8 protein-coding genes and 3 pseudogenes are annotated in these 13127 nt (G+C 36.4%); all 11 read right to left on the bottom strand.

The window, feature by feature from the left end; genetic code table 11:
- Window positions 1–15: 15 nt before the first annotated feature.
- A complete protein-coding gene (locus tag OEI98_RS02520; RefSeq protein ID WP_004402532.1) occupies window positions 16–741 on the bottom strand; it encodes a GntR family transcriptional regulator in 726 nt (241 codons plus the stop codon).
- Window positions 742–756: 15 nt separating this feature from the next.
- Window positions 757–1680: an ABC transporter permease gene (locus tag OEI98_RS02515; RefSeq protein WP_003869243.1), complete on the bottom strand. Its 924-nt coding sequence runs from the start codon at window positions 1678–1680 to the stop codon at window positions 757–759.
- Window positions 1677–2735, bottom strand: coding sequence for an ABC transporter permease (locus tag OEI98_RS02510; protein ID WP_003869242.1), 1059 nt, complete (start codon window positions 2733–2735; stop codon window positions 1677–1679). Before OEI98_RS02510 ends, OEI98_RS02515 begins: the two co-directional genes overlap by 4 nt.
- A pseudogene (locus tag OEI98_RS02505) lies at window positions 2735–4263 on the bottom strand (ABC transporter ATP-binding protein). The gene OEI98_RS02510 and the pseudogene OEI98_RS02505 overlap by 1 nt, the downstream one beginning before the upstream one ends.
- A 58-nt stretch (window positions 4264–4321) precedes the next feature.
- On the bottom strand, window positions 4322–5377 hold the full coding sequence (locus OEI98_RS02500) for a BMP family lipoprotein (RefSeq protein ID WP_004402538.1): 1056 nt from the start codon (window positions 5375–5377) through the stop codon (window positions 4322–4324).
- A gap of 212 nt (window positions 5378–5589) precedes the next feature.
- Window positions 5590–6231 (bottom strand): cyclodeaminase/cyclohydrolase family protein, encoded by a 642-nt coding sequence (locus OEI98_RS02495; RefSeq protein WP_006569147.1) that lies wholly within the window; start codon window positions 6229–6231, stop codon window positions 5590–5592.
- 288 nt (window positions 6232–6519) lie between these two features.
- A pseudogene (hutI, locus tag OEI98_RS15235) lies at window positions 6520–7766 on the bottom strand (imidazolonepropionase).
- A gap of 9 nt (window positions 7767–7775) precedes the next feature.
- On the bottom strand, window positions 7776–8672 hold the full coding sequence (gene ftcD / locus OEI98_RS02480) for a glutamate formimidoyltransferase (protein ID WP_003869237.1): 897 nt from the start codon (window positions 8670–8672) through the stop codon (window positions 7776–7778).
- A gap of 23 nt (window positions 8673–8695) precedes the next feature.
- A pseudogene (hutU, locus tag OEI98_RS02475) lies at window positions 8696–10346 on the bottom strand (urocanate hydratase).
- Window positions 10347–10465: 119 nt separating this feature from the next.
- Window positions 10466–12445, bottom strand: coding sequence for a methyl-accepting chemotaxis protein (locus OEI98_RS02465; protein ID WP_004402008.1), 1980 nt, complete (start codon window positions 12443–12445; stop codon window positions 10466–10468).
- 14 nt (window positions 12446–12459) lie between these two features.
- The gene (locus OEI98_RS02460; protein ID WP_003869234.1) at window positions 12460–13059 is read right to left on the bottom strand and encodes an HD-GYP domain-containing protein; all 600 of its coding nucleotides are present in this window, start codon (window positions 13057–13059) and stop codon (window positions 12460–12462) included.
- Between the last annotated feature and the right edge of the window lie 68 nt (window positions 13060–13127).

Below are 13127 nucleotides of genomic sequence, written 5' to 3'. Positions count from 1 at the left end.
CTTATGCACCTACTTTCATAATGTCCTTTTGCGTATAATATAGAAATCAAATTTAGATGCGTTAAAATAGTTAGAAGAATAAAGGATTGGCATGTTGTTTTCATCGTAATGGACTTGCTCTAAAAGAAGTATTGAATCATTTTTATCCATCATAAGTTTTTTCTCAACTACAGGGTCATGTTTTATGACTCTTATATTGGAAACTGCATAAGTTATTGTTATAGAATGCTCACTTTCAAGATAAGCAAACACAGATTGCTCAAATCCCGTAAAAGATTCCCCTACAATATTTTGAGGCAATCTATCTATACAGTAAACAACAGGCACATCATCAGCTGTCCTTACCCTTTCTACTTTATATATGATATCTCCTGGCTTTAATCTAAGATGATTTGCCTCATTTTCTGTAGCAGGAAGTTTGTATACGGTAAAATCTTTTGTACCAGGCACCATTCCTTGTCTTTCAATTAAAGTGGTAACACTAAATAACTCTTCCAAGCCACTCTTTATAAGTGGTTTTCTCCTTACAAAAGTTCCTACCCCTTGCTGTTTCACTATAAGTCCTTCATCTTCTAAAATTCTCATTGCTTCCCTTAAAGTAGCTCGACTAATGCCAAATTGTTTGGCAAGCTGTGATTCAGAAGGGAGCTTGCTCCCTTCCTTCCACTGCCCTGTCTTTATCAATTCTTCCATTTTCCTTAAGGCGAGCTCATACAGCGGTTTTTTCTCAGGTAACAACATCGACATAAAATCCCCTTATTTCTTTGGTGTATAAGGTACTCCATCTGCAGCAGGTGGCACGCTCTTTCCACCGACACCCACAAGTGCAAGTATTGTCAATATATAGGGCAACATCATGATTATATTCTTAGAAAATGCCGTATTCTGAAGCTGCATGCTGAGAGCTGTTGCAAATCCAAAGAGAAGTGCAGCACCAAAAGACCCAAAAGGTGTCCATTTACCAAAAATCATTGCTGCCAACGCAATATAACCTCTACCACTTGTCATATCAGGGTTGAAACTATTTAACGCACCTATTGACAGGTAAGCGCCACCCATCGCAGAAAGAATACCGCTTAATGCAACGCCAAGATACCTTAATTTTATAACATCAATACCCGCTGTTTCAGCCGCCTCAGGATTTTCACCAACTGCTCGAAGTCTTAGTCCCAAATTTGTGTGGAACAGAAAATAATCTGATATGAATAAAATTATTATCATCAAATATACTACTACACTGTGCCCACTTAAAACTTGACCTAAAAATGGTATATTCTTAATGCCTGGAATATCTATAGTGGGAAGCATAGGAGTATCAGTAGGAGTACCTGTAAAACCATACATCGTATTTAAAAGGTACGCCGTAATGCCCGATGCAAAAATATTAATTGCCATACCTAAAATTATTTGATTAGCCGTTAAGCTTACAGCCGCCCACGCAAAAATCAAAGCAACTATAAGCCCTACTATTATAGCACCTAAAAATCCTAACCAAGCGCTACCTGTCGCATGAGCAAATACAACTGCAAAAAATGCTGCAATAAGCATAATACCTTCCATCGCTATATTTACGACGCCAGATCTTTCAGAAAAAGTACCACCTAGCGCAGGTAATGCTAATGGTGTGGCCATAGCCAAAGTAGCTGCCCAAAGTTGTGGGTTTAAAAATATTTCCTTCATGCTTCTGCCTCCTTCTTTTGCTTTTTAGCAAACATACCTTTTATAACTTCTGCTACTCTATGAGCTGCAACGAAGAATACTATAAGCCCTGTAATAACGTCTGCCATTTGACCTGGTACCTGCGCATTAAGCTGCATATACTGAGAACCAGTACCTAAAGCCGCAAACAAAATTGCCGCAAATATAACTCCTATCGGATTGTTGTTTGCGAGAAGCGCTACAACTATTGCTGTATAACCGTATCCAGAAGTAAAACTGTCATAAAGCCTATGCTGGACTCCTAACATCTGAACAGCACCTGCAAGTCCTGCAAAGGCGCCACTTAGTCCTAATGAAAGCACCATATTCAAAGGCACATTCATTCCTGCGTACCTTGCTGCTCTTTGATTATATCCTACTGCTCTCATTTCAAAACCCCATGTCGTTTTAAACATAAGCCAATATACAAAAATTGCAGCAGCAAGAGCAATAAAAATTCCATAAGAAAGTTGAGTGTTTTGAATCAAAAATGGTATTACTGCACTTTCCTTAATTACAGGAGATTGAGGAATTGTTCCTCCCTTCTCCATCATAGGGCCAAACTCAAGTAAAAAATGGCTAAAATATATAGCAATATAACTCATCATCATGGTAGTTATAACTTCATTAGCACCAGTATAGGCTTTTGCAAGTCCTGGAATGAGTCCTGCCCAAAGTCCTCCTGCTATCATCGCAGCTATAAGTGCAAAGGGTATATGAATATACCATGGCAATCCAGTAAAACTATAGCCTATCCAAACACCTACTATTGCACCTATCCAATACTGTCCTTCTGCACCTATATTAAATAGTCCAGCCTTAAAAGATATAGCTACACCCAATCCTGTCAATATAAGAGGTACAGCAGCTGCAAGAGTATTTGCAATATTATTAACTGAACCAAAAGCACCTATAAATAAAGATATATAAGCTGTTATAGGATTAAATCCTGTAATAAGCATTATAATAGAACCAACTATTATTGCTATAAGCACAGCTACAACAGGAATATACAGTTCTTTTAAAAGATTCTTCATTATCTCGCCTCCAATGTCGTCTTATCAAATCGTGAACCAGCCATAAGCATTCCTATTTGTTCTCTCGTTGCAGTTTTGCCGTCCAAAATATCCATAAGCTGTCCATTGTATATAACTCCAATCCTATCTGATAATGACATTATTTCTTCTAGCTCTAATGAAACGAGAAATACAGCAGCACCTTTATCTCTCAATTCCAGTATTCTCTTATGGATATATTCTATGGCGCCAACATCCATTCCTCTTGTAGGCTGAACTGCAATCAAAAGCTTAGGATTGTATCCTACCTCTCTTGCCAAAATAACTTTTTGCTGATTTCCTCCTGATAAACCACGAGCCTTAAGCATGTATTCGGGAGGCCTTACGTCAAATTCTTTGACTTTTTTCTCGGCATTTTCATATACTTTTTTATATTGAATTACACCATAGCGAGAATAGGTGGGATCTTTATATTCCCTCAAAATCAAATTTTCTGCAATTGTAAAATCCAAAACAAGTCCATCTGCTTGCCTATCTTGTGGAATATACGATATACCCTCTCTATAAAGTTGTCTTGTAGGGAAATTTGTAACATCTTTTCCGTAAAATAAAATATTACCTGATTTCTTAGGCCTTAATCCCATTATAGCTTCTACTAATTCTAACTGCCCATTTCCATCAATACCAGCCAGTCCAAAAATTTCTCCTTCTCGAATATCAAAACTTACATCTTTCACTTTTGGAACATTCTGTTGATCAACTACATTTAAATTTTTAACACTTAAAACAACATTTCCTGGCTTGTATTCGCTCTTTTCTATTCTCAATACTACTTCTCTACCCACCATTAAATTAGCAAGTTCTTGCTCATTCGTTTCTTTTGTGTTTAAAGTACCAACAGCTTTACCTCTTCTCATAACAGTAACTCTATCAGAAATCTCTAATACTTCTTCTAATTTGTGACTTATAAATATTATTGACATACCTTGTTTTACAAGTTCTCTCATTATTTCAAATAATTTTTCTGTTTCCTGAGGAGTAAGCATAGCTGTCGGCTCATCTAAAATCAAAAGTTTCGCTTTCCTATAGAAAGCCTTTAAAATTTCAACTCTTTGCTGAAGACCAACAGATAAATCTTTTACTTTTGCTTCAGGATCTATTTCTAAGTGATATTTTTGTGAAATCTCTCTTATGAGTTCATTTGCTTTTTCCTATCGTAAGTTATGCCTTTAGGCTCTGCACCTAATACGATGTTTTCTGCAACTGTCAAAACAGGAATAAGCATAAAGTGTTGGTGTACCATTCCTATACCCTTTTCAATAGCTTCATGAGGACCACTTAGATTGAGTTCTTCCCCATCAAAAATAAGCTTACCTGAATCCGGTTTATATAAACCGTATATAATATTCATTAAAGTAGATTTGCCAGCACCGTTTTCTCCAAGTATAGCGTGAATTTCTCCCTTTTCAACTGTAAGGTTGACATTGTCATTTGCTACAACCTTAGGAAATACTTTCGTAATATTCTTTACTTCTAATATCGCGCTCATACTCCTACCTCCAAAAAGGGGCTGAACAGTATTCAGCCCCGGTTTTTATGGTTTTAGTTTATTTTGAAACTTTATCAGATACTGTTATCTTACCGTCTTTTATATCCTGTGCTAATTGATTAACTTTATCTATGATAGATTGTGGAACATCTTTATTCACTTTACCTATTCCTACACCCTCGTTTTTCAAATCAAAGTATACAATACCACTCTTGAAGTTACCATTTAAAGTATCCTTTATAACATCATATGTTGCAACATCAACTCTTTTTACTGCTGATGTCAAAACATGATCAGGAGCTAAATAGCTTTGGTCTGCGTCAACACCAATAGCATATACGTTTTTCTCTTGTGCCGCTTTTATTACTCCGTCACCAGTACCACCAGCAACTTGGAAGATGATTTCTGCACCCTGGCTTATCTCTGTCAAAGCCATTTGCTTACCTGCCGCAGGGTCATTGAAATTATTTGTATAATTGATAATAATTTTTATGTCAGGATTTACAGCTTTTGCACCTTGTTGATAACCTGCAATAAAGCTATCAACTGGTGGTATTTGCATTCCTCCAACCACACCTATGGTGTTTGTACCTTTTACTTTACCGACTTTTTCTTTCTCCATTAATCCAGCCATAGCACCTACAAGATAACCGACTTGCTCTGTCTTGAACATAGCTGATGAAACATTAGGTCTGTCTGTCACTTCTGAGTCAATTATAAGAAATTTCGTGTCTGGGAATTTTTGTGATACTTCTTCAACAGCATCATGCATCATAAAACCTACTGCAATTATCAAGTTGTACCCTTGTTGTGCAAAATTTGTTAAGTTTGGTACATAGTCTTCCATTTTCTTTGATTGTATTACGTTAACTGTAACACCTAATTCTTTAGCAGCTCTTTGCAAGCCTTCATAAGCCATTTGGTTAAAGCTGTGGTCATTGATGCCACCCACATCTGTTACAAGACCTACTTTAAAATCTTTGTTTTTAGATTCTTGCGTAGTTTGGGGTTGTGTACTTTCTTGCTTTGTCTTTGAAGAGCATCCTGACAAAAGCACTGAAACTGATAACACTACAATTAACAAGGATGCTAAAACAACACGCCACCTTTTCATCATATAACCTCCTACAAAAAATTTTGTTACCGTTTACCGATTTTGCACTCGGTAAACATATAAGCTTGTCTGACATCTAACTTTATTATAACTTTATCAAAGGTCATATACAACTCCTAAATTCATCAGTTTTACTTAAAAGGCATACAATTTCTCTAAAAATCTCCGTTTTTCTTTATGTATCTTTCACAATTATATTTTTTATTTTACTATTACCCTGAAATTTTATTTAATACTTTATTTACAACTTCATCTCTTACTTCCTTGTATTTATTTAAAATTTCATCGCATTCTATCCGCGCTTTTTCTGCCAGTTCTTTATCCTTAATATAAGGCAAATTCACTTTTACATTTAAAACAGCTCCTTCTATAGCTGCATATAGTAGAATAGCCCCAACTGCCGCATCAGATATGGCATTAGGATTCCCGTATTCCGCAATCAACATCGTCGGGGTAAATGCCTCTCCACATAATCTCGCAAGTTTTAGAGGAACATTCATAGCGTTAATATAAGCTTTTTGAAGCGCTTCGTTCCTTATTTTTCTATTTTCTTCAGTATCTTTTGGCATTTTAAGGGCTTTCATCACTTCGTCATAAGCTACAGTGTCTTCATCAATAAGCTTTACATATTCTGCAAGAAGTCGATTACATATACTAAGCCCTTGTTGAATCTCTTCTTTAATATCATCAGTATATTCCTCATAAAATTTTCGCCCTATTGTAAGATTGTAAACCATAGAAGAAAGGGCAATCCCAAGGCTTGCTGATACCGCCGATACACTTCCTCCTCCCGGTGTTGGTGATTTTGAGGCCACTTTTTCAATATACTCCTTTAATGAATCATCAATTAGCATAAAATCATCTCCTTCTCTGTGTATATATTTTCCCCCACTACCTATTATACCAATGATATATAATTTCCGTAATACAACTGCCAAAAAAATTGTTACAATATTTTTGAGAGTTTTATATTATTTGGGGGTTTTCAAAGATATATTTGTATAAAAAAATCCACAGCGCATACTGTGGATTTTTTTGACGTCATACTTTTCACCACGTTTATTAATAATTTTCTAAAACTTCCTCATTATATTTATCATAAACATATTTAAAATCTGCTGCACGTTGTAAAATACGCATTTTTACCTTAACCCAATTACAACCGCCTTATCTCCTTTTGACTTTATAACTGTGTTTACATGATTTATTCCAAAGTGGTACATCACATAGTCAAGGTTTGGTACGTCAATTAAGAGTATGTCTGCCTTTTTTCCTTCTTCTATTGTGCCTATTTCATTTCCCCTATCAATAGCACAAGCTGCATTTAAAGTTACAGCAGTTAAAATCTCTTTGGCTGACATTTTCATTTTTATATACGCAAAAGACATTATAAGCTGTAAATTTTCTGTAGGGCTTGTCCCCGGGTTGTAATCCGTACCAAGAGCCACAGCAAGACCTTTTTCAATTAATTTTCTTGCATTGGCATAAGGTTTATCTAAAAAATAAGAAACTCCAGGAAGAAGTACCCCTACAGTACCTGCTTTTTTCATAAGTTCAATTCCTTTTTCAGATACCTCTTCAAGATGGTCTGCGCTTACAGCACCTAATATTCCCGCCAATTCTCCTCCACCACTTTGTGTCAACTCATCAGCGTGAATTTTAAGTTTCATTCCATACTTTTTAGCCTCTTCTAATATCTTTTTAGACTGTTCATAGTCAAAAGCTCCATCTTCGCAAAAAACATCACAAAACTCTGCAAGATTTTCCTCTTTTACTTTGGGAATCATTTCATTTATAATTTTATCAACATATCCCCAAGAATTCTCCTTAAACTCCGTGGGTATTGAATGAGCCCCTAAAAAGTAGGAACAATATCCACAAGAGAGATTGAATTAAGCTTATTCATAAGTCTTAAAAGCCTTATCTCTTCTTCTGTGCTAAGTCCATATCCACTTTTTACTTCTACAGTAGTAGTGCCATGAGATAGCATTATATCAAGGCTTTTCATAGCTTTTTCTATCAATTGGTCATCAGAAGCATTTCTGGTTGCATTAACAGTAGAAAGTATTCCTCCACCTTGCTTTAATATGTCTACATAACAATACCCTTTTAATTTAAGTGCCACTTCATTTTCTCTTGAGCCATAATGTATAAGATGAGTATGAGGGTCTACAAATCCAGGAATTGCAATCATGCCTTTTGCGTCAATTTTTTCTTTTGCAGAAATTGCGGCAGGTGATTTTCCTGCCGCTAAAATTTTTCCATCTTTTATTGCAATATAAGCATCTTCAATTTCTTCTATATTTTCCATGTCACTTCCACATTGTGGGCAATTGCCAAGAGGTGTATAAATTTTCTTAATGTTGTATATTAACAAATCTGCCACCATTTTAACACCTCATTCGTATATTCTGTTTTCTAAAACCATATTTTCAGAAAAGTTCTCTATTCTTAAATAATAATCTGCCACATCAAACAAAGCCTTTGCTGGCACAAGCCCTATTATTTCACTGCCTATAACATTTACCCCATACCTACTAGCTTCTGCTTTAATTGTTTCAAAAACTCTGTAAATAGGTGTTTTATTAAAATCAGTAAGGTTCATCGACACCTGCACAATTCCTCTTTCTTTTAATTCCACCCCCATCGCCTTTACATACCGGTAACCGCCGTTTGAAAATCGGATAGCTTTAGCAATTTTGTTAGCTATATTAATATTGTCTGTAGCAAGATTGACATTGTAGGCAATGAGAAAATTTCTTGCGCCAATCACTGTCGCACCGCTTTTGGGGTTCATCTCCTGCGGACCAAAGTCTGGCTTCCATTCCGGCTGTTTTATCTTTTCAAAAAAACCTTCATATTCTCCCCGCCTTATATTCTCTAAATTTTTTCTTTCAGGAGTTGTAGCAGCTTCTTCATATAAATACACAGGTATACTAAGCTCTCTTCCAACCTTTTCTCCTACTTCTCTTGCAATTTGGATACATTCTTCCATTGTAGCATTTTTCACAGGTATAAAGGGTACTACATCTGTTGCCCCAATCCTCGGATGCTCCCCTTTATGGTACCTCATATCAATTATCTCTGAAGCTTTTTTAATGAGCTTAAAAGCCGCTTCTTTTACTCCCTTTGCATCTCCACAAAAGGTTATAACTGTCCTGTTGTGGTCTTTATCGGAAGAGTAATCCAAAAGCTTTACTCCTTCCGTCGACACAACTTCTTTGACAAGCTGTGCTATTTTTTCTTGGTCTCTTCCTTCACTAAAATTAGGTACACATTCAATTATCTGATCCATTTATTTCCTCATCCTTTCCAACGTTATTTTAGCATAGGCATTTTTATTCCTTTTTCTTTCGCAGTTCTTATTGCAATTTCATATCCAGCATCTGCATGTCTCATAACACCAGAACCAGGGTCAGAGGTCAAAACCCGCTCTATTCTCAAGTCAGACTCTTTTGTTCCATCGGCACACACCACTACTCCTGCGTGTATTGAATATCCTATTCCAACTCCACCGCCGTGATGTACTGATACCCATGTAGCTCCTGAAGCAGTATTTAACAAGGCGTTAAGTATTGGCCAATCTGCGATAGCATCACTGCCATCTTTCATTGCCTCCGTTTCTCTGTAAGGGGATGCAACAGAACCTGTATCATGGTGGTCACGACCTATTACAATAGGAGCTTTCAGTTCGCCTTTTCTCACCATTTCATTTATTGCAAGTCCAAATTCCGCCCTTTGGCCATATCCTAACCAACAAATCCTCGCAGGCAATCCTTGGAATTTAATCTTTTCTCTCGCTAACCTAATCCATCTTTCAAGCAGTTTATCTTCAGGGAAAAGTTCTAAAACTTTTTCGTCAGTCTTGTAAATATCCTCAGGGTCTCCTGATAATGCAATCCAGCGGAAAGGTCCCTTCCCTTCAGAGAATAAATCTCTTATATACTCAGGAACATAACCTTGGATATTAAAAGCCTCTTTTACCCCTTCATCATAAGCCATTCTCCTTATGTTATTGCCGTAATCAAAAGCTATTGCTCCTCTTTTTTGCATCTCAAGCATTGCTGAAACATGCTCTGCCATAGCTTTTTTAGCTCTCTTTATATATTCCTCCGGATTTGATTTTCTAAGAGCAAATGCCTCTTCTAGTGTCATTCCATTTGGCACATATCCGTTTAATGGGTCATGGGCTGATGTCTGGTCTGTTACAACGTCTGGAATTATTCCTCTCCTTACAAGCTCAGGATGAACATCTGCGGCATTTCCGACAAGTCCAACTGACAAAGGCTTTCCTTCTTCTTTCGCTTTCAAAACCATTTCTAAAGCTTCGTCAAGATTGTCTGTCATTACATCAAGGTATTTAGTATCTAATCTTCTCTGTATTCTATTTCTGTCCACTTCTACTACAAGGCATGCGCCATCCAACATGGTAACTGCTAAAGGCTGCGCTCCGCTCATACCTCCAAGTCCGGCTGTAAGTACAAACTTTCCCTTCAATGTTCCATCAAAATGTTTTTTAGCAAGAGCTGCAAAAGTCTCAAAAGTTCCTTCTATAATCCCTTGTGTTCCTATATATATCCAACTTCCTGCTGTCATTTGCCCATACATGGTAAGCCCTTTTGCCTCAAGGTCCCAGAAATTTTCCCAATTAGCCCATGCAGGTACTAACATTGCATTGGATATGAGCACTCTTGGTGCCATTGTATGAGTTTTAAAAATTCCTACAGGTTTCCCAGATTGTATGAGAAGTGTCTCATCTTCCTCCAAATTTTCTAAGCTCTCTATTATTTTATCAAAAGCTTCCCAATTTCTTGCAGCTTTTCCTGCTCCTCCATACACTATCAAATTCGCCGGGGTCCTCTGCTACCTCCGGATCTAGATTGTTCATCAAAGTCCTGTAAGGCGCCTCTATTTGCCAATTCTTGCAATGTAATGTGGTCCCCCTTGGCGCTCTTATAACTCTTGACATATTTAAATCCCCCCATAAATTTTTTAATTTGGTGATATAGTATATTTCTATTTATCACTTCAAAAATCCTGCTAATATTTATACATTTTTAAATTTAAAAAGCGGGAATGACCCCGCCTTTACTCAACTTTAAATTGTTTAATCGCCTCAATGAGAGTATTTGCATAATTCTTAAGTTCATTTGCTGTTGATGCCATCTCTTCCACAATTGCCGACTGTTCTTGTGATGTTGCGGATACTTCTTCCGCTGATGCCGCTGACTCTTCTGATACAGCCGCTATGTTCTGTATTGAATCTACTATCTTGTTTTTATGTTCCTCTATCTCCTTTAATGATTTGTTTAGATTGTCAATCTTCTCTACTATGAAATTCACTGCATGAAGTATTCCTTCAAATACATCTTTTGTGGTATTGACTACATTGCTTTGCTCTTCTATTGATTTTGTTGAGTCTTCTACTGTCTTGTAAGTATCGTTAATCGTGTTTTGTATCTCAGATATTAAGTTAGCTATATTTCTCGCTGCCTGTGAGGACTGCTCTGCCAATTTCCTCACTTCGTCTGCTACAACGGCAAAACCTCTTCCTGCCTCTCCTGCTCTTGCTGCTTCTATCGCGGCGTTTAGTGATAAAAGATTTGTCTGGTCTGCTATGCTTGTTATCGTCTCTACAATCTTGCTTATTTCCGTAGATTTTTCTAAAAGATAATTTGTGGATTCTTTTACATTGTTATTTGCTTCTACTGTCAATTCTGTCTTTTTAATTAAGTCATCTATAATCACAAGCCCTTCGTTGGATACCATGCTGACATTCGCTACTTCTTGGTTTATCTCATCAGCGTTTTTAAGGGATTGGTCTATCAATTGCCCAAGTAATACAGTGGCATTAGCGCTCTCCTCTGCTTCTCTTGCTTGGCTAGAAGCTCCTTGTGCGATTTCTTCAATGGCTTTTGCAACGTCTTGTGTGGCTTGTGCTGCTTGTTCAGAAGCTACAGCCATGTTTTCCGCTGAGTGATTTACGGACTCTGATACGCTTCTTATGTCAAAAACAAGCCTTTTTATTCCTTCAATCATGGTGTTGAAGCTATTTGCCAATATTCCAACTTCATCTTTTGCTTTTACATTAGCTTTAACCGTAATATCCCCTTTAGCTGCTGCAGACATAGCAGTTACCACTTTTTTGATTCCTGAGGATATAGAATTTGCAAAGAAGTATGCTATTAAAAATCCTATGAGTAATACTATTATACTTACAGTGATTACAAAATCTCGTATTTTCGTCACATCTTTTGTTAATTCGCTATTTTCCATTGTAACTACTGCTTTCCACCCAAAGCTGTCAAGATTTCTCACACTGGCAAACTTGTACACATTGTTTGAACTGTACTGTATAGTAGCATTATTAAGACTTAACAATTTTTCCCCAAAGTCATATTTTTTTATAGAAGTAAACAACTTAGTAGTATCCGGATGAGTAATAACAGTACCATCTTTTGTAACTAGGTATATGTACCCTGTCTTTCCAAGTTTAACACTAGATATATTTTTAGAAAGTTGTTCTAAACTTATATCAATTCCTAATATGCCTACTAACTTACCACTCGAACCCGTAATGGCTTTAGTAACAGTGATTTCTGGCGCCTTAGTATTGAAATCTTCATAAGGATCTGTCCAGACAATATTACCTCCGGCTTTTTCAGCATCTTTATACCACGGCCTTTCTGTTGGATCGTAATTTTCTAGTTTTTGAGGTGGGTACAAAATCATCTTTTTATCAGGTGTCGCAAAATACACATTCATTGCATTTGGCATAGATTTTTTGACTTCTTCTAATTTTTTAAGTACTGCCTCATCTGAAGCGCTGCTCCCATCATAATTCATTATAGTATTTGATTCAGCTAACATTTCAAGCATTGATTCTGTGTCTTGTTTAATAGAATTTATGTACTTATTTAAAACCGATAAAGCTGCTTGATTAGAATCGTTTATCTTGGTTTTAAGAACACTCTCTGCAATATTTGTAGAAAAATATCCTGTTATGACAAGGGGAATTAAAATAAACAAGAGTATAAACACCAAAAGTTTTGTTCTAATGCTTTTCATTTGTTACCCTCCCATTATATAGAAATAAAGTGTTGTTGATCCCCCTTTTTATCCCACAACACTTCTTCTAATGCTTCTACGATTTTGTAATTATATTTTTGTGGTTGGGTTTTTAATTCAAATATTGCCTCGTGTATACTTTTTAACCTCTTTTCATTATAAGGCCTTTTTGTAGTCATTGCATCAAAAGAATCACAAATTCCTATTATTTGAGCATTTAAAGGAATAATACTGACACCAAAAGGATAGCCAGAACCATCTAGCCTTTCATGATGGTAAAGTACCCCTGGAATTAAATCCTTCAAAGAAGGAAAAATTTTTAACATCTCCGCGCCATAACTCGGATGTATCTTCACAAATTCGTATTCTAACTCTGTAAGCGAACCTGGCTTGTCAAGAATGGCGACAGGTACTAATACCTTGCCAATATCGTGTAATAATCCCCCCTTACAGTTATAAATTTGCTCCTCTTTGGGTAATCCCAATTTTTTAGAAACTAAATAAGTAAGTTTCGCAACTCTTATACTGTGTAAATAAGTTATATAATGATAATGTTTCAAACTCGTCATTAAATGCTTTATAAGATAATACTCGCTGTAATTGTATACTTCCACCGTTTTCCCTTCTTCTCGACATAATTTGACAAAAAAATTATACCATTTGTTTCTTATAATGTCAATTT

Source organism: Thermoanaerobacter sp. RKWS2 (genome assembly GCF_026240795.1).
Lineage (GTDB): Bacteria > Bacillota > Thermoanaerobacteria > Thermoanaerobacterales > Thermoanaerobacteraceae > Thermoanaerobacter > Thermoanaerobacter ethanolicus.
Note: the sequence above shows the minus strand (reverse complement) of the source record. Positions and strands in the feature narration are given on the sequence as shown.

Bases quoted from the DNA above. Each gene is read 5' to 3' on its own strand.
- OEI98_RS02520 (WP_004402532.1), bottom strand. From the start codon at position 741: ATGTTGTTACCTGAGAAAAAACCGCTGTATGAGCTCGCCTTAAGGAAA.
- OEI98_RS02515 (WP_003869243.1), bottom strand. From the start codon at position 1,680: ATGAAGGAAATATTTTTAAACCCACAACTTTGGGCAGCTACTTTGGCT.
- OEI98_RS02510 (WP_003869242.1), bottom strand. From the start codon at position 2,735: ATGAAGAATCTTTTAAAAGAACTGTATATTCCTGTTGTAGCTGTGCTT.
- OEI98_RS02500 (WP_004402538.1), bottom strand. From the start codon at position 5,377: ATGAAAAGGTGGCGTGTTGTTTTAGCATCCTTGTTAATTGTAGTGTTA.
- OEI98_RS02495 (WP_006569147.1), bottom strand. From the start codon at position 6,231: ATGCTAATTGATGATTCATTAAAGGAGTATATTGAAAAAGTGGCCTCA.
- ftcD (WP_003869237.1), bottom strand. From the start codon at position 8,672: ATGGATCAGATAATTGAATGTGTACCTAATTTTAGTGAAGGAAGAGAC.
- OEI98_RS02465 (WP_004402008.1), bottom strand. From the start codon at position 12,445: ATGAAAAGCATTAGAACAAAACTTTTGGTGTTTATACTCTTGTTTATT.